At 72.6% G+C, this 21,088-nt stretch carries 15 protein-coding genes and 1 pseudogene; 14 read left to right on the top strand and 2 right to left on the bottom strand.

Annotated features, from left to right (window positions below; all coding sequences use genetic code 11):
* The 5 genes from A2U95_RS05410 to serA form a co-directional block, all read left to right on the top strand.
* Positions 1 to 2,187, top strand: a 2,187-nt coding sequence (locus tag A2U95_RS05410; protein ID WP_166024843.1) for a putative bifunctional diguanylate cyclase/phosphodiesterase, incomplete at its 5' end; no start/stop codon positions are given.
* 237 nt (positions 2,188 to 2,424) lie between these two features.
* Entirely contained in the window at positions 2,425 to 4,281 is a 1,857-nt protein-coding gene (locus tag A2U95_RS05405) for an acetolactate synthase large subunit (protein ID WP_166021074.1), read from the top strand.
* A gap of 20 nt (positions 4,282 to 4,301) precedes the next feature.
* Positions 4,302 to 4,826: an acetolactate synthase small subunit gene (ilvN, locus tag A2U95_RS05400; protein WP_166021073.1), complete on the top strand. Its 525-nt coding sequence runs from the start codon at positions 4,302 to 4,304 to the stop codon at positions 4,824 to 4,826.
* A gap of 141 nt (positions 4,827 to 4,967) precedes the next feature.
* Entirely contained in the window at positions 4,968 to 5,966 is a 999-nt protein-coding gene (ilvC, locus tag A2U95_RS05395; RefSeq protein ID WP_166021072.1) for a ketol-acid reductoisomerase, read from the top strand.
* Between the two features lie 225 nt (positions 5,967 to 6,191).
* A complete protein-coding gene (gene serA, locus A2U95_RS05390; protein ID WP_166021071.1) occupies positions 6,192 to 7,781 on the top strand; it encodes a phosphoglycerate dehydrogenase in 1,590 nt (529 codons plus the stop codon).
* A gap of 116 nt (positions 7,782 to 7,897) precedes the next feature.
* On the opposite strand, the gene A2U95_RS05385 is transcribed toward serA, so the two are convergent.
* Entirely contained in the window at positions 7,898 to 9,412 is a 1,515-nt protein-coding gene (locus tag A2U95_RS05385) for an MFS transporter (RefSeq protein WP_166021070.1), read from the bottom strand.
* A 95-nt stretch (positions 9,413 to 9,507) separates the two neighbouring features.
* On the opposite strand from A2U95_RS05385, the gene A2U95_RS05380 reads away from it, so the two are divergent.
* Positions 9,508 to 10,098 carry a TetR/AcrR family transcriptional regulator gene (locus A2U95_RS05380; protein ID WP_166021069.1) on the top strand — a complete coding sequence of 197 codons (591 nt, stop codon included), beginning with the start codon at positions 9,508 to 9,510 and terminating at the stop codon, positions 10,096 to 10,098.
* On the opposite strand, the gene A2U95_RS05375 is transcribed toward A2U95_RS05380, so the two are convergent.
* Positions 10,099 to 11,232 carry a PucR family transcriptional regulator gene (locus tag A2U95_RS05375; protein WP_206282821.1) on the bottom strand — a complete coding sequence of 378 codons (1,134 nt, stop codon included), beginning with the start codon at positions 11,230 to 11,232 and terminating at the stop codon, positions 10,099 to 10,101.
* Between the two features lie 148 nt (positions 11,233 to 11,380).
* Here A2U95_RS05375 and A2U95_RS05370 point away from each other — a divergent pair, with 148 nt between their 5' ends.
* The 8 genes and pseudogenes from A2U95_RS05370 to A2U95_RS05335 all read left to right on the top strand — a co-directional run bounded on the left by A2U95_RS05370 (position 11,381) and on the right by A2U95_RS05335 (position 20,927).
* The gene (locus A2U95_RS05370) at positions 11,381 to 12,307 is read left to right on the top strand and encodes a proline dehydrogenase family protein (RefSeq protein ID WP_166021067.1); all 927 of its coding nucleotides are present in this window, start codon (positions 11,381 to 11,383) and stop codon (positions 12,305 to 12,307) included.
* Positions 12,308 to 12,363: 56 nt separating this feature from the next.
* Positions 12,364 to 14,004, top strand: a complete 1,641-nt coding sequence (gene pruA, locus A2U95_RS05365) for an L-glutamate gamma-semialdehyde dehydrogenase (protein WP_166021066.1) — start codon at positions 12,364 to 12,366, stop codon at positions 14,002 to 14,004.
* 331 nt (positions 14,005 to 14,335) lie between these two features.
* Positions 14,336 to 14,488: a hypothetical protein gene (locus A2U95_RS05360; RefSeq protein WP_166021065.1), complete on the top strand. Its 153-nt coding sequence runs from the start codon at positions 14,336 to 14,338 to the stop codon at positions 14,486 to 14,488.
* Between the two features lie 159 nt (positions 14,489 to 14,647).
* Entirely contained in the window at positions 14,648 to 15,691 is a 1,044-nt protein-coding gene (locus tag A2U95_RS05355; protein WP_166021064.1) for a 3-isopropylmalate dehydrogenase, read from the top strand.
* A 263-nt stretch (positions 15,692 to 15,954) separates the two neighbouring features.
* Complete coding sequence (locus A2U95_RS05350) at positions 15,955 to 17,049, top strand: branched-chain amino acid aminotransferase (RefSeq protein ID WP_166021063.1); 1,095 nt, start codon at positions 15,955 to 15,957, stop codon at positions 17,047 to 17,049.
* Positions 17,050 to 17,477: 428 nt separating this feature from the next.
* Positions 17,478 to 19,076, top strand: a complete 1,599-nt coding sequence (gene cimA / locus A2U95_RS05345) for a citramalate synthase (protein WP_166021062.1) — start codon at positions 17,478 to 17,480, stop codon at positions 19,074 to 19,076.
* Between the two features lie 218 nt (positions 19,077 to 19,294).
* On the top strand, positions 19,295 to 20,710 hold the full coding sequence (locus A2U95_RS05340) for a hypothetical protein (RefSeq protein ID WP_240957207.1): 1,416 nt from the start codon (positions 19,295 to 19,297) through the stop codon (positions 20,708 to 20,710).
* A 125-nt stretch (positions 20,711 to 20,835) separates the two neighbouring features.
* A pseudogene (locus tag A2U95_RS05335) lies at positions 20,836 to 20,927 on the top strand.
* Positions 20,928 to 21,088: the final 161 nt, after the last annotated feature.

Raw genomic sequence — 21,088 nt, 5'->3', positions numbered from 1 at the left:
CCACCGCCCCCGCCCGCCCCTCCCTCGCCTCCCGTTCAGGGCGCGGAGGCCGGGTGCTACGCGCCGGCGCGGCCCATAGCGGGATCGCTGGCCGCGCTGCTGCCCTACCTGGCCGCGGCCGTGTGCACCCTGGGCATCCTCTACAACGTGCTGGCCGGCCGCAGCGTGGACCAGGTCGTGCTGCTCACGGCGGGCGCCGTGGTCCTGGCGCTGCTGGTCCGGCAGGGCATCATGCTGCTGGACAACATGGCGCTGACCCAGAAACTGGCGGAGAACGAGAACCACTTCCGCTCCCTCGTCCAGGGCTCCAGCGACGTCATCATGATCGCCGCGCCCAACGGCCGCCTGAAGTACGTCAGCGACGCGTCCAAGGGCGTGTACGGCCTCTTCCCGGAGGAGCTGGTCGGCCGGGAGCTGGCCGGGCTGATCCACCCCGAGGACCTGCCGGCCGTCCTGCACGAACTGCGCCGCTTCCTGGCCGCCGGCCCGCCCGCCGACCCCACCACCCGGATCGAGTACCGCTTCCGCTCCCGGGACGGCGGCTGGCTCAACGTCGAGTCGACGGTCAACCGGCACCAGGGCGGCCTGATCCTCAACAGCCGGGACGTCACCGAACGCGTCCGGCTCCAGGCCCAGTTGCAGCACAACGCCGAGCACGACCCGCTCACCGGCCTGCCCAACCGCGTGCTGTTCACCAAGCGGGTAGGCCAGGCGCTCTCCGGCCGCCGGCAGTCCGACCAGGGCACCGCGGTGCTCTTCATCGACCTCGACGGGTTCAAGGCGGTCAACGACACCATCGGCCACCAGGCCGGGGACGAACTGCTCGTCCAGGCCGCCCGACGCCTCCAGGAGTCCGTCCGCCAGGGCGACACCGCGGCCCGCCTCGGCGGGGACGAGTTCGCCGCGCTGATCCTCGGCGACGGCGCCGGCGACCGGACCGCCCGCGAGGGCCACCTCCTGGAGCTCGCCGACCGGCTGAGGCTGCGGCTCTCCCAGCCCTACGACATCGACGGCAACGACGTCCGGGTGGCCGCCTCCATCGGCGTGGCCTTCGCCGAACCCGGCCTGGGGGCGGGCGAGCTGCTGCGCAACGCCGACCTGGCGATGTACCGGGCCAAGGCGGCCGGCAAGGACCGCGTCGAGCTCTACGCGCCCCAGATGCAGCAGGACGTGGTGCGCAGGGCCGAGGTCGCCGCCCGGCTGCGGACCGCCCTGCACGAGGGCGAGTTCTCCCTGCTCCACCAGCCGGTGGTCTCCCTGGCCGACGGCCGGATCACCGCCCTCTCCGCCCAGGTCCGCCGGCGGACCGCGCAGGGCGCGCTGTTCACGCCCGCCGAGTTCCTGCGGGCCGCCGAGGAGGGCGAGCGGACGGCGGAACTCGGCCGCTGGGTGCTGGAGGAGGCCGTGGCCCAGGCGGCCGAGCGGTCCCGGGTGGGTCTGCGCACCCCCGTGGCGGTGCGGATCGCCGCCCGGCGCCTGCTCGACCGGTCGCTGCCGCTCACCTCGATAGAGGCACTGCTGACCCGGCACGGGCTGGCCCCGGGGTCGCTGATGCTCGAACTCGCCGGCCTCGACCCCAGGGTTCCGCTGGACGAGCTGGAGCGCCGCCTCACGACGCTGCGGCGGCTGGGCGTCCGGTTCGCCCTGGACGGCTTCGGCACGGGCTACGGCTCCATCACCGCGCTGCGACGGCTGCCGGTGGAGGTGCTCAAGCTCGACCGCAGCCTGGTCGACGGCGTGGTGGAGTCCGCCCGCCTGCACAAGATCACCAGCGGTCTTCTGCGGATCGCCGCCGACCTCGGCATGCAGACCGTCGCCGACGGCGTGGACCTGCCCGACCAGGCGGGCGTGCTGCGCGCCATGGGCTGCACGCACGGCACGGGCGGCGCGTTCAGCGCCCCGCTGGACGAATACCGGATCCGCCGGCTGCTCGCCGACGGGCACTGCCCCCTCCCCGCGGGGCGCCCCAGGCCCGGCGCCTCCGGCATCCCCGGCGGCAGGCCCGGCGTCCCCGGCGCCTCCCGCGGCCACGCACCGGGCCGTCCGGGCGGGCCCGCGACCGGTCCCGCGGCCGGTGCGGGCGCCCGCCCTCCGGTGCCTCCCGCGCGCACCGGGGGAGCGGCGTACGCCGGGCTCCAGCACGGCGCTCCGCGACCACATTCTGAGACCGTCGTCCCACCCCCTTGACACCCGACCGGCGTCGGGTAGAGGGTCAAGGTCATGCGCACCCGAATTCTCGTACTTGGACAGCGCGTCGGCTGAGCTGGGCCTTCGGATGGAGAACCGGAGATCCAGCGCACTACCCCCGACGCGCTCCCCTCGCTTGCCTGACGGCACGAGGGGTTTTTTGTTGCACCGAGGCGACGCGCCAACCGAACAAAATTCTCAAAAAGCTCGCACACACCACTCTGCATCGAGAAGAGAATGCCGATGACCGAGCAGGCCACCGGGGCCCACCATCCGCAGCCGCGGCCCCGTTCCGGAGGACTCCAGCAGTCCGCGACCGAGCACGTCACGGGCGCCCAGTCGCTCATCCGCTCGCTCGAGGAGGTGGGGGCCGACACGGTCTTCGGCATTCCGGGCGGCGCGATCCTGCCGGCGTACGACCCGATGATGGACTCCACCCGGGTGCGTCACGTCCTGGTCCGGCACGAGCAGGGCGCCGGCCACGCGGCCACCGGCTACGCGCAGGCCACCGGCAAGGTGGGCGTCTGCATGGCCACCTCCGGCCCGGGCGCCACCAACCTGGTCACCCCGATCGCCGACGCCCACATGGACTCCGTCCCGATGGTCGCGATCACCGGCCAGGTGGCCTCCGGCTCCATCGGCACGGACGCCTTCCAGGAGGCGGACATCGTCGGCATCACCATGCCGATCACCAAGCACAACTTCCTGGTCACCCGCGCCGAGGAGATCCCCCGGGTGATCGCCGAGGCGTTCCACATCGCCTCCACCGGCCGCCCCGGCCCGGTGCTGGTGGACATCGCCAAGGACGCCCTCCAGGCGAAGACCACCTTCTCCTGGCCGCCGGTCACCGACCTGCCGGGCTACCGGCCGGTGACCAAGCCGCACGCCAAGCAGATCCGTGAGGCAGCCCGGCTGATCACCACCGCGAAGCGGCCGGTGCTCTACGTCGGCGGCGGCGTCCTCAAGGCCGGCGCCACCGCCGAGCTGAAGGTCCTGGCGGAGCTGACCGGGGCCCCCGTCACCACCACCCTGATGGCGCTGGGCGCCTTCCCGGACAGCCACCCGCAGCACGTGGGCATGCCCGGCATGCACGGCTCGGTCGCCGCGGTCACCGCGCTGCAGAAGGCCGACCTGATCGTCGCCCTCGGCGCCCGCTTCGACGACCGCGTCACCGGCAAGCTGGACAGCTTCGCCCCGCACGCCAAGGTGGTCCACGCGGACATCGACCCGGCCGAGATCGGCAAGAACCGCGAGGCGGACGTGCCGATCGTCGGCGACGCCCGCGAGGTCATCGCCGACCTCGTCCAGGCCGTGCAGAAGGAGCACTCCGAGGGGCACCGCGCCGACCTGAACGCCTGGTGGGCCGACCTGGACCGCTGGCGGGAGAGCTACCCGCTGGGGTACGAGCTGCCCACCGACGGCTCGCTCTCCCCGCAGCAGGTCATCGAGCGGATCGGCCGGCTCGCCCCGGAGGGCACGATCTTCTCCTCGGGCGTCGGCCAGCACCAGATGTGGGCCGCGCACTTCCTCCAGCACGAGGCGCCGGCCACCTGGCTGAACTCCGGCGGCGCCGGGACCATGGGCTACGCGGTCCCCGCCGCGATGGGTGCCAAGGCCGGCCGCCCGGAGCGCACGGTCTGGGCCATCGACGGCGACGGCTGCTTCCAGATGACCAACCAGGAGCTCACCACCTGCGCCCTGAACAACATCCCGATCAAGGTCGCCGTCATCAACAACGGCGCCCTGGGGATGGTCCGCCAGTGGCAGACGCTCTTCTACAACCAGCGCTACTCCAACACGGTGCTGCACTCCGGTCCCGGCGCGGACGCGAAGGGCCCGAGCGCCGGCACCCGGGTCCCGGACTTCGTCAAGCTGTCCGAGGCGATGGGCTGCTACGCCATCCGCTGCGAGTCGCCCGAGGACCTCGACAAGGTCATCGAGGAGGCCAACTCGGTCAACGACCGTCCGGTCGTCGTGGACTTCATCGTCCACGAGGACGCGATGGTCTGGCCGATGGTCGCGGCCGGCACCTCCAACGACGAGATCATGGCCGCCCGGGACGTCCGCCCCGACTTCGGCGACAACGAAGAGTGACCGAGCGAGGAACACCTGACATGTCGAAGCACACGCTCTCCGTCCTGGTGCAGAACACGCCGGGCATCCTGGCGCGGATCGCCGCGCTCTTCTCCCGCCGCGGGTTCAACATCGACTCCCTCGCCGTGGGCGTCACCGAACACCCCGACATCTCCCGCATCACCATCGTGGTGGGCGTCGAGGACCTGCCGCTGGAGCAGGTCACCAAGCAGCTCAACAAGCTGGTCAACGTGCTGAAGATCGTCGAGCTCGACCCCGTCGCGTCGGTCCGGCGCCAGCTGGTCCTGGTCAAGGTGCGCGCGGACAACGAGACCCGCTCGCAGATCGTCCAGATCGTCGACCTGTTCCGGGCCAAGACGGTGGACGTCTCCCCGGAGGCCGTGACCATCGAGGCGACCGGCGGCAGCGACAAGCTCGAGGCCATGCTCAAGATGCTGGAGCCGTACGGCATCAAGGAACTGGTGCAGTCCGGGACGATCGCCATAGGGCGTGGCGCGCGGTCCATCACCGACCGCTCGCTGCGGGCCGTCGACCGCGCCTCCTGACGGGCCCCAGCCGCCCGGAACCCCCGGCTCGCCCGCATGGCGAGACCGTCAACCCGTTCTCCACCGCCCGGTCATACGCTGGGCGCGACACCTGCGACACCTGCGGGTCCCTGCACCCGCAGACATGAGGAGTGAACCGAAGTGGCCGAGCTGTTCTACGACGCCGATGCCGACCTGTCCATCATCCAGGGCCGCAAGGTCGCGGTCATCGGGTACGGCAGCCAGGGCCACGCCCACGCCCTGTCGCTGCGCGACTCGGGTGTCGACGTCCGCGTCGGTCTGCACGAGGGGTCCACGTCCAAGGCCAAGGCCGAGGAGCAGGGCCTGCGCGTGGTCACCCCGGCCGAGGCCGCGGCCGAGGCCGACGTCGTGATGATCCTGGTCCCGGACCCGATCCAGGCCCAGGTCTACGAGGAGTCGGTCAAGGACAACCTGAAGGACGGCGACGCGCTGTTCTTCGGTCACGGCTTCAACATCCGGTTCGGCTTCATCAAGGCGCCGGCCGGCGTCGACATCTGCATGGTCGCCCCCAAGGGCCCGGGCCACCTGGTGCGCCGGCAGTACGAGGAGGGCCGCGGCGTCCCGTGCATCGCGGCCGTCGAGCAGGACGCCAGCGGCAACGCCTTCGCGCTGGCCCTGTCGTACGCCAAGGCGATCGGCGGCACCCGCGCCGGCGTCATCAAGACGACCTTCACCGAGGAGACCGAGACCGACCTGTTCGGCGAGCAGGCCGTGCTCTGCGGCGGCACCGCCGCGCTGGTCAAGGCGGGCTTCGAGACCCTGACCGAGGCGGGCTACCAGCCGGAGATCGCCTACTTCGAGTGCCTCCACGAGCTGAAGCTGATCGTCGACCTGATGTACGAGGGCGGCCTGGAGAAGATGCGCTGGTCGGTCTCCGAGACCGCCGAGTGGGGCGACTACGTCACCGGCCCGCGGATCATCACCGACGCCACCAAGGCCGAGATGAAGAAGGTCCTCGCCGAGATCCAGGACGGCACCTTCGCCCGGCAGTGGATGGACGAGTACCACGGCGGCCTGAAGAAGTACAACGAGTACAAGGACCAGGACTCCCAGCACCTGCTGGAGACCACCGGCAAGGAGCTGCGCAAGCTCATGAGCTGGGTGGACGAGGAGGCCTGAGCCTCCTGACGGGGCCGGGGCGTCGCCCCGGCCCCGTGCTCTGTCCGCCGGGGAAACGCACGGACGGGTGATCCTTCCGCAGGGGCGGGGGACGATGTCCGGGACCCCACTACACTGCACTGCATACGCGTCAGGCCCACAGCGTCGTGCGTCTTCCACGCGGCTAGCACACCTCCACGCCTGCGGCCGTCGGGACGGCCGTCCGCATCGCACCTGAGGACTCACGTGAGCTCGAAACCTGTCGTACTCATCGCTGAAGAGCTGTCGCCCGCAACCGTCGACGCGCTCGGTCCGGACTTCGAGATCCGGCACTGCAACGGAGCCGACCGGGGCGAACTGCTCCCGGCCATCGCCGACGTGGACGCGATCCTGGTCCGCTCGGCGACCAAGGTGGACGCCGAGGCGATCGCCGCGGCGTCCAGGCTGAAGGTCGTCGCCCGCGCGGGCGTGGGCCTGGACAACGTCGACGTCTCCGCCGCCACCAAGGCCGGCGTGATGGTCGTCAACGCCCCCACCTCCAACATCGTGACCGCCGCCGAGCTGGCCTGCGGCCTGCTGGTGGCCACGGCCCGCAACATCCCCCAGGCCAACGCCGCCCTCAAGAACGGCGAGTGGAAGCGCTCCAAGTACACCGGCGTCGAGCTGGCGGAGAAGACGCTCGGCGTGGTCGGCCTCGGCCGGATCGGCGCGCTGGTCGCCCAGCGCATGTCGGCCTTCGGTATGAAGGTCGTCGCCTACGACCCGTACGTGCAGCCCGCGCGCGCCGCGCAGATGGGCGTCAAGGTCCTGACGCTGGACGAGCTGCTCGAGGTCTCCGACTTCATCACGGTCCACCTGCCCAAGACGCCGGAGACGCTCGGCCTGATCGGCGACGAGGCGCTGCGCAAGGTCAAGCCGACGGTCCGGATCGTCAACGCCGCGCGCGGCGGCATCGTCGACGAGGAGGCGCTGTACTCGGCGCTCAAGGAGGGCCGGGTCGCCGGCGCCGGCCTCGACGTCTACGCCAAGGAGCCGTGCACGGACTCGCCGCTGTTCGAGTTCGACCAGGTCGTCTGCACGCCGCACCTGGGCGCGTCCACGGACGAGGCGCAGGAGAAGGCCGGCATCGCGGTCGCCCGCTCGGTGCGCCTGGCGCTCGCCGGCGAGCTGGTCCCCGACGCGGTCAACGTCCAGGGCGGCGTGATCGCCGAGGACGTCAAGCCGGGTCTGCCGCTGGCCGAGCGGCTGGGCCGGATCTTCACGGCGCTGGCCGGCGAGGTCGCGGTGCGCCTCGACGTCGAGGTGTACGGCGAGATCACCCAGCACGACGTCAAGGTGCTCGAACTCTCCGCGCTCAAGGGCGTCTTCGAGGACGTCGTCGAGGACACGGTGTCCTACGTGAACGCGCCGCTGTTCGCGCAGGAGCGCGGTGTCGAGGTGCGGCTGACCACCAGCTCCGAGTCGCCCGACCACCGCAACGTGGTCACGGTCCGCGGCACGCTGGGCAACGGCACCGAGGTGTCGGTCTCCGGCACGCTGGCCGGGCCGAAGCACCACCAGAAGCTGGTCGCCGTAGGCGAGTTCGACGTGGACCTGGCGCTCACCGACCACATGGTGGTGCTGCGGTACGCGGACCGTCCCGGCGTGGTCGGCACGGTCGGCCGGGTGCTCGGCGAGTCCGGCGTCAACATCGCCGGCATGCAGGTCGCCCGCGCGGCGGCCGGCGGCGAGGCGCTCGCGGTGCTGACGGTCGACGACACGGTCCCGCAGACGGTGCTGTCGGAGCTGGCCGAGGAGATCGGCGCGACGTCCGCCCGGGCGATCAACCTGACCTGACGGTCCCCGCACGACCCCGGTACGACGAAGGACCCGCCCGCCGCCCGACGCGGCAGGCGGGTCCTTCGTCCTTCCCTGCGCTCTTCCCGGGACCGGGCGGGAACCGGACCGGCCCGTCAGTGGCCGGCCGGGGGTGCCGTCCGGATCCGGCGGAGGGCCGTCGCGGCGACCAGGGCCGCGAGGGCGAGGACCACCGCGCCGGTCAGCCCCGCCGCGTGCATGCCGTCGGTGAAGGCCAGCCGCGCCGCCCGAGCCAGCGACTCGCCCGCGCGGCCGGGCAGTTCGGCGGCGACCGCCAGCGCGCCGCCCAGGGTCTCCCGGGCCGCCTCCGGGGCGGCGGCGGGCATGCCGTCCCGGTAGACGGCGGTGCCCACGGAGCCCAGCACGGCCATGCCCAGGGCGCCGCCGAACTCCGCCCCGGTCTCCAGCAGGGAGGAGGCGGAACCCGCCTTCTCCACCGGTGCCGCGCCGAGCGCCAGGTCCGCCATCTGCGACATCACCAGGACGATGCCGCAGGCCAGCACGCCCGCGGCCACCAGGACCAGCGCCAGGGAGCCGGTCCCGGGCAGGGTGAGCAGGCCGAAGCCGCAGGCGGCGATCAGGAACCCGGCCGTCACCACATGGGCGCGGGGGAGCCCCTTCTGCACCAGTGCGGCGGCGGCCGGCGCGGCCACGCCGATCGGCAGGGAGGGAACCAGCGACCACAGTGCCGCCTCCAGCGCGCTCATCCCGAGCACCGACTGCAGGTACTGCGTGGTGAAGAGGGCGGAGCCCATCATGCCCATCGCGGAGACGGCGTTGAGCGCCACCGCCGGGGCGAAGCCGGGCGAGCGGAACAGCCCGCGCGGGACCATCGGGGAGGCCGCGGTGCGCTGCCGCCACACGAACAGCGCACCGAACAGCAGCCCGGCGCCGACGAACGCGCCCTGCTCCGGCCGCCATCCGTCGGAGGCGAACTCCTTGAGGCCGTGGATCAGCGGCAGCACCGCGGCCATCGAGAGCGGCACGCTCAGCAGGTCGAACCGGCCGGGCGAGGGGTCCTTGGACTCGGGCAGCAGGAACGGGCCGACGACCAGCAGCAGCGCCATCGCGGGCAGGTTCACCAGGAAGACCGAGCCCCACCGGAAGAACTCGACCAGCAGGCCGCTCATCACCGAGCCCAGCGCGATGCCGCCGGTCATCACCGCGCTCCACAGGCCCACCGCCTGGGCGCGCTGGCGCGGGTCGGTGAACATCGTGCGGATCAGCGCCATCGTCGACGGCATCAGGGTGGCGCCGCCGATGCCCAGCACGGCGCGGGCGGCGATCAGCGTCGCCGGGCTGTCGGCGTAGGCGGCGGTCAGCGAGGCCGCCCCGAAGGCCGCGGCGCCGCACAGGAGCAGCCGGCGCCGGCCGACGCGGTCACCGAGCGACCCCATGGTCATCAGCAGACCGGCCAGGACGAACGCGTAGATGTCGAAGATCCAGAGCTGCTCGGTCCCGGTCGGCGCCAGGTCGGCGTTGATCGCCGGGACGGCGAAGTAGAGCACCGACACGTCCATCGAGACCAGGAGCAGCGGCAGCATCAGCACGGCCACCGCGGTCCACTCGCGCCGCCCGGCCCGGGCCGGGGGAGGGGTTGTCGTCGTCATGCCGCGACGGTACACACGTCTTATACAGCTGTCTAGAACGTTTGTATAAGACGTGCGTCCATGACGCCCGTACAGAGGCGGACTAGGGTGGCGGCATGGGGCATCGGGAAGACTTGCTGGACGGCGCCAAGCGCTGCCTGCTGGAGAAGGGATTCGCCCGGACCACCGCGCGCGACATCGTGCGGGAGTCGGGGGCCAACCTGGCGTCGATCGGCTACCACTACGGCTCGAAGGACGCCCTGCTCGCCGAGGCCTACGTGGCGCTGGTGGAGGAGCAGGCGGAACGGTTCGACTGGGACGCGGGCGCGGCCGGCACCGCCCCCGGCTCGGCCGAGCGCGTACGGGCGGTGCTGCGGACCGTCGTCGACTCGCTGCACCGGCCCGACTCGATCTGGCACCTCAGCATCGAGATCATCGCCATGGGGGACCGGCTCCCGGAGATCCGCCGCAACCTGGCCCACGCCCAGCGCGAGGGCGGGCGCGGACTCGCCTCGCTGCTGCTGGGGTTGCCGGAGGACGAGATCGACGACGAGCTCACCGATTCCGTGGGCGGTCTCGCCATGGTCCTGCTGACCGGGGTGATCGCCCAGCACTCCCTGGACCCGGCGCTCACCCCGACCGGCGACCGGATCGCCGACGGGCTGTTCCGGCTGGTGGCGGGGGCGCTGCCCGCGGAGGGCCGGTAGCTACAGCCGCGCGGCCTTGACCCCCATGTGGAGCAGGAGCCGGTGCTCGCCGTCGTCCAGGTCGAGGCCGGTGAGCTGCTCCACCCGGGAGAGGCGGTAGTAGAGGGTCTGCCGGTGGATGCCCAGGGCCGCCGCCGTGCGGCCCGCCTGGCCGGCGTGGTCGAGGTAGACCTCCACGGTGCGCGCCAGCTCCGCGTGGGCGAGGAGTTCGCCGAGCGCCGTGTCCTCGGCCGTCACCCCCGCCGGAAGGCGGGTGAGCAGGCGGTACGGGCCGATCGCCGACCAGCGGGCCACCGGGCCCAGCCGGGGTTCGGCCGACGCGGCCCGCGCGGCGGCCAGTGCCTGGTCCCAGAGGACGCCCGCCTCCCGGGCCCCGCGCAGGGGTCCGCCGACCCCCGCCGCCGAGCCGGGGGCCAGCCGGGCCGCGGCGGTCAGCACCGAGGCGGGCACCTCCGTGCCCGTGCGCACCCGCACCAGCAGCGCCAGCATCTGCGGGCCGCCGGTCAGCGGGGCCGCGCAGGCCGCCGCCGTGCCGGGCACCCGGCGGACCGACGGCGGTTCCTCCTCCGTCCAGGGCGTCACGCACAGGACGGTGTGGAAGTCGCCCGCGTCCGGTCCGAGCGCCGACTCCAGCGCGGTCAGCGCGATCTCCCGCTCCCGCCCCGGCCCGCCGCTCTCCAGCACCCGCCGGAACTCCCGGGACACCGCGTCCTCGGCGGAGGCCTCCTCGGCGAGCAGCGCGCCGATCCGCTCGGCCACCCGCATGGCCGCCGCCAGCTGGGCCTGGGTCGGACCCGGGTCGGACTCCAGCAGCCAGACGTACCCCTGGACGACCTCGCGGGAGCGGGCCGGCAGGCAGATCCGGCCCCGCAGCACCCCCGCCTCCGGCGCGGGGGGAATGCGGACCGGGCCGGTGGCGCGGGCGATGCCGAAACCCTCGAACCAGGCTCTGACCTGTGCCGACGAGCTGCGCGCGAGGATCGTCCGGGTCCGCACCGGGTCGAGTGCGCTCTCGTCGCCGAGCCCGTCGTGCACACCGAAGGCGATCAGCCCGAAGTCCCGGCCCTCAAGGGTGGCCGGCACGCCCAGCAGCGCGGAGATCTCGTCGACCAGTTCCTGGTAGTCGGGTTTCACGGACCCATTCTCCCCCCTCCTCATACAGATGTCTGAGAGGAAAGCCGTCGATCCGTGACAGGTGTCGATAGGTGAAACCGAATCCGAATCCCTACCGTTCGAACCGGCGGTCCACGCCCTCGTCACTTTCGCTCTTCCAGGAGGTCCCGTGCTGGGTCCCGTGATTCTCGCCGCCTCGCGCAGCGACAGGATGCGCCGAATCGTCACCGCGGCTCCGGGCACCAAGCAGGTCGTCGACCGGTTCATCCCCGGCGAGACGGTCGACGACGTGCTGCCGATCGTCCGCCGGCTCACCGACCAGGGCCTCGAGCTCACCATGGACGTGGTGGGCGAGGACATCACCACCCCCGAGCAGGCCGAGGCGGCCCGCGACGCCTACCTGGAGCTGATCGCCCGCCTCGGCGAGCTGGAGCTCGGCCCCCGGGTGGAGATGTCGGTGAAGCTCTCGATGTTCGGCCAGGACCTGGAGGGCGGCGTCGAACTGTCCCGCGCCAACGTCCGCCCGGTCGTCGAGGCCGCCGCCGGGATCGGCACCACCGTCACCCTCGACGCCGAGGACCACACCACCATCGACAGGATGCTGGCCACCCACGCCTGGCTGCGCGAGGACTTCCCGCAGACCGGCTGCGTGATCCAGGCGATGCTGTACCGCACCGAGGAGGACGCCCGCCGCCTCGCGGAGAGCGGCAGCCGCGTCCGCATCGTCAAGGGCGCCTACAAGGAGCCCGCCGAGGTCGCCCACCAGTCGAAGGCGGAGATCGACAAGGCGTACGTGCGGATCATGAAGATCCTCATGGACGGCAACGGCTACCCGATGATCGGTTCGCACGATCCGCGGATGATCTCCATCGGACAGGAGCTCGCGCGGCGCGCAGGGCGCAAGATGGACGAGTACGAGTTTCAGATGCTGTTCGGCATCCGCGGCGACGAATCGCTGCGTCTCGCCGCCGAGGGTCACCGGATGCGTGTCTACACCGCGTACGGCACCGACTGGTACGGCTACTTCATGCGCCGTCTCGCGGAGAAGCCGTCGAACCTGAGGTTCTTCCTGCGTTCGATGGTCAGCAAGGGCTGAGCCCGCACCGCTCCACCGCACCCACCGCTCAGAGCTCTCACAAGGAGAAGGAACCCATGGACGCTGTGACCCAGGTCCCCACGCCCGTGAACGAGCCGGTGCACGGCTACGCCCCCGGCTCGGCCGAGCGCCTGCGGCTGGAGGCCAAGCTCAAGGAGCTGGCCGACAACCCGATCGAGCTCCCGATGACCATCGGCGGCGTCAAGCGCCTCGGCGGCGGCGAGGAGTTCAAGGTCGTCCAGCCGCACAACCACCAGGCGGTCATCGGCACCGGCCGCCACGCCACCCGGCAGGACGCCCAGGACGCCGTCGACGCCGCCCTGGCCGCCGCCCCGGCCTGGCGCGCCATGTCCTTCGACGACCGCGCCGCGATCATCCTGCGCGCCGCCGAGCTGCTGTCCGGCCCGTGGCGCGAGACGCTGGCCGCCTCCACGATGCTCGGCCAGGGCAAGACCGCCCAGCAGGCCGAGATCGACACCCCCTGCGAGCTGGTCGACTTCTGGCGCTTCAACGTGCACTACGCGCGCCAGATCCTCGCCGAGCAGCCCCCGGCCAACTCCCCGGGCGTGTGGAACCGCATGGACCACCGCCCGCTGGAGGGCTTCGTCTACGCGATCACGCCGTTCAACTTCACGGCGATCGCCGCCAACCTGCCGACCGCGCCCGCGCTGATGGGCAACGTCGTGGTGTGGAAGCCGTCCCCGACGCAGACCCACGCCGCCGTGCTGATGATGCGGCTGCTGGAGGAGGCGGGCCTGCCCGAGGGCGTCATCAACCTGGTCACCGGTGACGGCATCGCGGTCTCGGAGGTCGCGCTGAACCACCGTGACCTGGCCGGCATCCACTTCACCGGCTCGACCAAGACCTTCCAGCACCTGTGGAAGACGGTCGGCGCCAACATCGAGAAGTACCGCACCTACCCCCGCCTGGTCGGCGAGACCGGCGGCAAGGACTTCGTCGTCGCCCACCCGAGCGCCGACCGCGCCGTGCTGAAGACCGCGCTCACCCGCGGCGCCTTCGAGTACCAGGGCCAGAAGTGCTCCGCCACCTCGCGCGCCTACATCCCGGCCTCCATCTGGAACGACGGGTTCAAGGAGGAGTTCGCGGCCGAGGTCGACGGCATCCCCATGGGCGACGTCACCGACCTGTCGAACTTCATCGGCGCCGTGATCGACGAGCGCGCCTTCGCCAAGAACAAGGCCGCCATCGACCGCGCCAAGGCCGACGACACCTGCACGATCGTGGCCGGCGGCACCTACGACGACTCGGTGGGCTGGTTCGTCCGCCCGACCGTCATCGAGTGCACCGACCCGGAGAACGAGGTCTTCACCACCGAGTACTTCGGCCCGATCCTCGCCGTCCACGTGTACGACGACAGCTCCCCCGAGAAGTACGACGAGATGCTGACCCAGATGGAGTCGGTCTCCGACTACGCCCTCACCGGCTCGGTCATCTCCCGCGACCGCGCCGCGGCGGCGTACACGATGGAGAAGCTCCGCTACGCGGCGGGCAACTTCTACATCAACGACAAGTCGACCGGCGCCGTGGTCGGCCAGCAGCCCTTCGGCGGCGGCCGCGCCTCCGGAACCAACGACAAGGCCGGCGCCCCGCAGAACCTGCAGCGCTGGACCCTGACCCGGGCCATCAAGGAGACCCTGGTCCCGCCGACCGAGTACGGCTACCCGCACATGGGCTGACGGCACGCGCCGCACCACGGCCCGGCCGCACCACGGCTTTGCCCCCGCCTCCTCCGAGAGGCGGGGGCAAAGCCGTTCCCGCTGTGACGGATGAGCCGGGAGTGAACGCGTGAGTCCGATGGGGTGGTGTCCGTCTCGGATAGTAGGACGTCCGACTAACTGTGGAGACAACCAAGCCCGCCTGGCCTAGCTTGGTGGGAGCCGAACATCTCGCCCGACCCGGCGAACGCGTTGGCGAGCCACGCCCCCACGCAGGTGACCCCTGCGGCGTGCCGCTCCCCGCCCCCTCCGGCGCCTCTCGTCACTCTTCCTCCGAAGGAGCCGATGCGTCATGCCCGAGACGACCGCAGCCGCCCACCCGCACACCGCCGCCCGCACCCGGACCCGCCGCACCCGGGTGGCCGACGCCGACCGCCGCAACGCGGCCGCCGCCCTCCAGCGCGCCCTCGACCGCCGGGACAACGGCGGGTCGGCCGGTCACTGACCCGGCCGCCACGCCCGGCCAGCACCGGCGCCGCCACCGGCGCCGTCACTGGTCCCGGTCGCCGGCCACGGCCGGCCGGCCTCCGCACGCCGGAGCGGCCGCTGTCCGCATGGCGGACGGTCCGGGCCACTCCTTGGGACGACACACTAGGGTGCCGACATGTCTCGCAGCATCGATCTCGCAGTGATCCCCGGTGACGGCATCGGGCAGGAAGTCGTGGCCGAGGGCCTCAAGGTCCTCTCCGCCGTCCTCCCGCAGGATGTGAAGCTGGAGACCACGGAGTACGACTTCGGCGCCCGCCGCTACCACGCCACCGGTGAGACCCTCACCGACGAGGACCTGGCCGCCCTCAAGGGGCACGACGCCATCCTGCTCGGCGCCATCGGCGACCCGTCCGTCCCCTCGGGCGTCCTGGAGCGCGGCTTCCTGCTCAAGCTCCGCTTCGCCTTCGACCACCACGTCAACCTGCGCCCGTCCAAGCTCCTTCCGGGCGTCGCCACGCCGCTGGCCGGTGAGCCGGAGATCGACTTCGTGGTGGTCCGCGAGGGCACCGAGGGCCCTTACACGGGCAACGGCGGAACCATCCGCAAGGGCACCGAGCACGAGGTGGCCACCGAGGTCTCGGTGAACACCGCCTTCGGCGTCGAGCGCGTGGTCCGCGACGCCTTCGCCCGCGCCCAGGCCCGCCCGCGCAAGAAGCTGGCGCTGATCCACAAGAACAACGTGCTGACCTTCGCCGGCCACCTGTGGACGGACGTGTTCAACCGGGTCGCCCAGGAGTTCCCCGAGGTCACCACCGAGTACATGCACGTCGACGCGGCGACCATCTACCTGGTCACCCAGCCGGAGCGCTTCGACGTGATCGTCACCGACAACCTCTTCGGCGACATCGTCACCGACCTCGCCGCCGCCGTCTCCGGCGGAATCGGCGTGGCCGCCTCGGGCAACATCAACCCGAGCGGCGCGTACCCGTCCATGTTCGAGCCGGTCCACGGCTCGGCCCCGGACATCGCCGGCCAGGGCAAGGCCGACCCCACGGCCACCGTCCTGTCCGTCGCCCTGCTGCTGCGCCACCTCGGCTTCGAGGCCGAGGCCGCGCGCATCGACGACGCCGTCGCCGCCGACCTCGTCGAGCGCGTGGCCCTCGCCGCCCGGTCCACCGAGGAGATCGGCGACGCGCTCGCCGCCCGAGTAGCCGGCTAGCCCCGGCCCGCCCACCTTTCGAAAGCCGCCGGGAGCACCTCGCACCCGGCGGCTTCCGCCATGTCCCGCCGGGTGCCACCATCGAAACGCAGGGCCTCGACCCGCACCGTTCCTTCACCGGGCACCCTCTTGCGATAATCGAACGCGGAGTCGCGTCGACGAGGGCGCCGGCCGGACGTCCCCGTATCGGGCCTCCGGAACCCGGCGGCAAGGACGAGCGGAAGCGCGGCCCGTCACTACAACGGTGAAGGACAGTTCTGCTGATGACGACGACGCCCACGATCGAGCTCAAGCCCACCTCGCACCCGCTGCCCGCGGCCGAGCGGGAGGCCATCCTGGCCAGCCCCGGGTTCGGCCGCCACTTCACCGACCACATGGTGACGATCAAGTGGACCGAGGGCCGCGGCTGGCACGACGCCGAACTCGTCCCGTACGGTCCGCTCTCCCTCGACCCGGCCAACATGACCCTGCACTACGCGCAGGAGATCTTCGAGGGCCTCAAGGCGTACCGCCGCGCCGACGGCTCGGTGGGCATCTTCCGCCCCGAGAAGAACGCCCGCCGCTTCCAGGCGTCCGCCCGCCGCCTCGCCATGCCGGAGCTGCCGGTCGAGACCTTCATCGAGGCGTGCGACGCGCTGGTCCGCCAGGACGAGGCGTGGGTCCCGGCGCACGGCGGCGAGGAGTCGCTGTACCTGCGGCCGTTCATGATCGCCACCGAGGTGGGCCTGGGCGTCCGCCCGGCCAAGGAGTACCTCTTCCTGGTCATCGCCTCCCCGGCCGGCGCCTACTTCCCGGGCGGCGTCAAGCCGGTCTCCATCTGGGTCGCCGAGGAGCACGTCCGCGCGGTCCCGGGCGGCATGGGCGACGCCAAGACCGGCGGCAACTACGCCGCCTCCCTGATGGCGCAGGCCGAGGCCGCCAAGGTGGGCTGCGACCAGGTCTGCTACCTCGACGCCATCGACCGCAGGTGGATCGAGGAGCTCGGCGGCATGAACCTGTACTTCGTCTACGAGGACCGGATCGTCACCCCCGCGCTCAGCGGCTCCATCCTGGAGGGCGTCACCCGCGACTCCCTGCTGACGGTCGCCGAGGACCTCGGCCTCGCCCCCGAGGAGGGGAGGATCTCCGTCGACCAGTGGCAGGCGGACGCCGGGAGCGGCGCCCTCAAGGAGGTCTTCGCCTGCGGCACGGCCGCGGTGATCACCCCCGTCGGCACGGTCAGGCGCAGCAGCGGCGCCGAGTGGAAGCACGGCACCGGCGAGCCGGGCGAGGTCACCCTGCGCCTGCGCGACGCCCTGCTGGACATCCAGCGCGGCACGGCCGAGGACAAGCACGGCTGGATGCACGAGGTCCGCTGAGTCCTCCGGCCGGACAGGCCCCGGTCCGGTCCGCGGCCCCGGTCCGGTCCGCGGCCTCGGTCCGGGGAGTGCGCCGCACTCCCCGGACCGGGGCCGTCGCCGCCCGGAGCGAACGCCCTGCCGTGGGACGGTTCGCCCGTATCCTGAGACGCGGGGTCGGTCGCGGGGCGGTCTGTGTCAGACTGCCGACGTGCCCTCGTTCGCCATGATTATCGGCAGCAGGCGCGCCGGTCCGCAGTGACCGCCCGTACGTATCCCGTACGCGTGGTCACCCTCGTCGTCGACCCGCGCGCAGACCTCTCGCACCCGCGAGAGGTTTTCTTTGTTTCGGCCCCACCCGCGGCCGGAACGGAAGGCGTGCGGCATTCGGGGGCGGTGGAGCCGGTTCTTCCGGTCCGACCGAGACGACCAGTTCAGGAGTTCCTGCCATGACGGAAACCAGCCGACCCGACGACGCCTTCCACGTCTTCGACACCACGCTGCGCGACGGAGCCCAGCGGGAGGGCATCAACCTCACCGTCTCCGACAAGCTGGCCATCGCGCGGCACCTGGACGAGTTCGGCGTGGGATTCATCGAGGGCGGCTGGCCCGGCGCCAACCCGCGGGACACCGAGTTCTTCGCCCGGGCCCGTGAGGAGATCGACTTCCGTCACGCCCGGTTGGTCGCCTTCGGCGCGACCCGCAGGGCCGGCGGCTCGGCGGCGGACGACCCCCAGGTCAAGGCGCTGCTGGACTCCGGCGCGGAAGTGATCACCCTGGTCGCCAAGGCCCACGACCGCCACGTGGAACTGGCCCTGCGCACCACCCTGGACGAGAACCTCGAGATGGTCCGCGACACCGTCGCCCACCTCGTGGCGGCCGGCCGCCGGGTCTTCGTCGACTGCGAGCACTTCTTCGACGGCTACCGCGCCAACCCCGGGTACGCCAAGGCCGTGGTCCGCACCGCCGCCGAGGCCGGCGCCGACGTGGTCGTCCTCTGCGACACCAACGGCGGCCTGCTCCCCGCCCAGATCCACGCCGTCGTCTCCACCGTCCTGGCCGACACCGGCGCCCGCCTCGGCATCCACGCCCAGGACGACACCGGCTGCGCCGTCGCCAACACCCTGGCGGCCGTCGACGCGGGCGCCACCCACGTCCAGTGCACCGCCAACGGCTACGGCGAGCGGGTGGGCAACGCCAACCTGTTCCCGGTCGTCGCCGCCCTGGAGATCAAGTACGGCAAGCGGGTCCTCCCCGAGGGCAGGCTCCGCGAGATGACCCGGATCTCCCACGCGATCGCCGAGGTCGTCAACCTCACCCCCTCCACCCACCAGCCCTACGTCGGGCTCTCCGCCTTCGCCCACAAGGCCGGGCTGCACGCCTCCGCGATCAAGGTCGACCCGGACCTGTACCAGCACATCGACCCCGAGCAGGTCGGCAACACCATGCGGATGCTGGTCTCCGACATGGCCGGCCGGGCCTCCGTCGAGCTCAAGGGCAAGGAGCTCGGCATCGACCTCGGCGGCGACCGGGAACTGGTCGGCCGGGTCGTCGAGCGGGTCAAGGAACGCGAACTCAAGGGCTACACCTACGAGGCCGCCGACGCCAGCTTCGAACTGCTGCTGCGCGCCGAGGCCGGCACCGCCCCGCTCTACTTCGAGGTGGAGTCCTGGCGCGCCATCACCGAGGACCGCCCCGACGGCACCCACGCCAACGAGGCCACGGTGAAGCTGCGCGCCAAGGGGGAGACCATCCACGCGGCCGGCGAGGGCAACGGCCCGGTCAACGCCCTCGACCGGGCGCTGCGCGCGGGCCTGGAGCGGATCTACCCCGAGCTGGCCAAGATCGGCCTGGTGGACTACAAGGTCCGCATCCTGGAGGGCCGCTCCGGCACCGGCTCCACCACCCGCGTGCTGATCTCCACCTCCGACGGCCGCGCCGAATGGTCCACCGTCGGCGTCGCCGACAACGTCATCGCCGCCTCCTGGCAGGCGCTCGCCGACGCCTACACCTACGGCCTGCTGCGCGCCGGGGTCGAACCCGCGTAGCCGCGCGGAGCGGCGCCGGGCCGGGCGGCGGAGGCGGGGCCACGGGAGGGCCGCGTGCCGGGCCCCCGCCGCCCCGGCCCCGGCCCGCCGTCCCGCCACGGCGTCCGGGGGGCGACGGCGGAGCGTCCGGTGCGCGTGTCCCCCGGAGAGCGGCGCGGCGGAACCTCCCCAGGTGACCCATTTCACCCTTTCGGCCCATCGGGCGTACCTTCGAACGTATGAAGGGCACCCCGACCCGTCGGCGCCTCGGGCGACCGGCCTCCCTCGTGGCGGCGACGCTGCTCACCACGTCGGCCACCCTGGTGACCGGCGTGCCCCTCGCCTCCGCCGCGCCCACCGGGACAGTGGCCGCGGCGGAGCTCGACGCCGCACCGGCCGCGCTGGAGGCACCGGCCGCGGCGGAGATCTCCGAGATCGCCGACCGGCTCCGCGACAACCCCGTCTACGTCGACCCCGAGGCGGCCGGCCAGCTCTCGCGGGCCGACGCGGACGCGCTCAGCGACAAGATCGAGGAATCCGGCAGGCCGGTCTTCCTGGCCGTGCTGCCGGCGGACTACCCGACCGACGACATCTTCGCCGACCTGCGCGCCGCCACCGGCGTCACCGGCGTCTACGGCATCCGCGTCGGCGACCGGTTCGACGCCCGGGCCGACTCGTCGGTGATGTCCCGGCAGGCCGTGGGCAACCTGGCCCGCAGCGTGGACGGCGAGCCGGCCGCGCAGCAGCTGAACGACTTCACCGACCGGGCCGTCTCCACCATGAGGGGCTCCGCGCCCGACGGCTGGAACGGCCGGACGGCCGGCGAGGCCAACGGGGTGGGAGCCCTGGTCACCGTCGGCGCGCTCGCCGCGGCGGTCGGCGGCAGTGCCCTGCTGGTGTCCCGCCGGGGCCGTCGCCGCACGGAGGCCGCGCAGAAGGAGGCGCTGCAGCGGCTGCGGGTCGTGGTCGACGAGGACATCACGGCGTACGGCGAGGAACTGGACCGGCTGGACTTCCACCCGGCCGAGCCCGGTGCCGACGACGCGATGCGCGCGGACTACGCGCGGGCGCTGGACAGCTACGAGGAGGCCAAGCGGAAGATGGCGGCCGCCGGGCGGCCCGACGACGTCAAGGGCGTCACCGAGACCCTGGAGGACGGCCGGTACGCGCTCTCCGTGCTGGCCGCCCGGCGGGAGGGCCGCCCCCTGCCGGAGCGGCGCGCGCCCTGCTTCTTCGACCCGCGGCACGGGCCCTCGGTGGCCGACGCCCGGTGGACCCCGCCGGGCGGGACGGCCCGCGAGGTGCCGGTCTGCGCCGCCGACCAGGCGCGCCTCGCCGACGGTCTGGAGCCGATGATCCGCGAGGTCGACACCGGTTACGGGAACCGCCGCCCGTACTGGGACGCGGGCCCCGCCTACGGCCCGTGGGCCGGCGGCTACTTCGGCGGCGCGCTGCTTCCCGGGCTGCTGGTGGGCACGATGCTCGGCGGCATGATGGCCGGCCCCGCGTACGGGGCGGGCTGGGGCGACGGGTACGGCGGCGGCTACGAAGGCGGCGACTTCAGCGGCGGCGACTTCAACTCCGGTGACTTCGGCGGCGGGTTCGGCGGCGGCGACTTCGGCGGGGGCGGCGACTTCGGCGGAGGCGGCTTCTGACCGCCCCGCCTCCGGCGGCCGGCGGGGGCGTGCCGGCGGCGGTGGCCCGGCCCCGCGGCACGGGCGCCCGGTGACGGAACCGGGCCGCGACACGGCCGGCACACCACCGGCCCACGTCACCACCAGGAGAGGTGCCCGGAGCGGCTCATCGGGGACCAGAGGAACACCTTCAGGTCGGGCCTAAAAACCCACGCAGGTTCGAATCCTGCCCTCTCCGCCCTGCCGAGACCGGCCGCCACCGGCGGCCGGAACTCGCGTCCGCCCCAGATGCCCGGCCGCTTCGCACGCGGCCCGCAGTCACGGCGATCCGACCGCCCGTGCCCCGCCCCCACGGCACCGCGGCCTCCGGACGCCGACGGATCCGCCGGTCCCCCCCCC

It is taken from the genome of Streptomyces chilikensis (assembly GCF_001642695.1).
In the GTDB taxonomy this organism is placed as follows: domain Bacteria; phylum Actinomycetota; class Actinomycetes; order Streptomycetales; family Streptomycetaceae; genus Streptomyces; species Streptomyces chilikensis.
Note: the sequence above shows the minus strand (reverse complement) of the source record. Positions and strands in the feature narration are given on the sequence as shown.